The sequence below is a fragment of the Vibrio sp. T9 genome (assembly GCF_003123985.1).
Classification (GTDB): Bacteria; Pseudomonadota; Gammaproteobacteria; order Enterobacterales; family Vibrionaceae; genus Vibrio; species Vibrio diabolicus.
In genome coordinates this window covers 1-332 of the sequence record NZ_NIGY01000138.1, presented here as the reverse complement: position 1 = coordinate 332, position 332 = coordinate 1, and the positions used below count along the sequence as shown (strand labels likewise).

At 62.3% G+C, this 332-nt stretch carries 1 protein-coding gene; it reads left to right on the top strand.

Annotation, left to right across the window (positions count from 1 at the left end):
* Nucleotides 1-11 precede the first annotated feature (11 nt).
* Nucleotides 12-332: acyl-CoA dehydrogenase domain-containing protein (locus tag CBX98_RS25800; protein ID WP_242446624.1), on the top strand; the 321-nt coding region annotated here is incomplete at its 3' end.

Below are 332 nucleotides of genomic sequence, written 5' to 3'. Positions count from 1 at the left end.
CCAAGAACTATATGGGTCGCGGCTGGCAATCCGTGCCGATCGCCATCACGGTGGAAGGCGCGAACATCATGACGCGCAGCCTGATGATCTTCGGCCAGGGTGCGATCCGCTGCCATCCGTATGTCCTGAAGGAAATGCAGGCACTCGGCATCGCCGATTACCGCGAACGCCTGAAGACCTTCGACAAGGCGCTGTTCGGCCACATCGGCTTTGGCTTCTCCAACGCCGTACGCAGCTTCGTCCTCGGCCTGACCGCAGCGAAGATCGGCGAGACCGCCGGCGATGCGTACACGCGCCGCTATTACCGCAAGCTCAACCGTTACTCCGCGGCG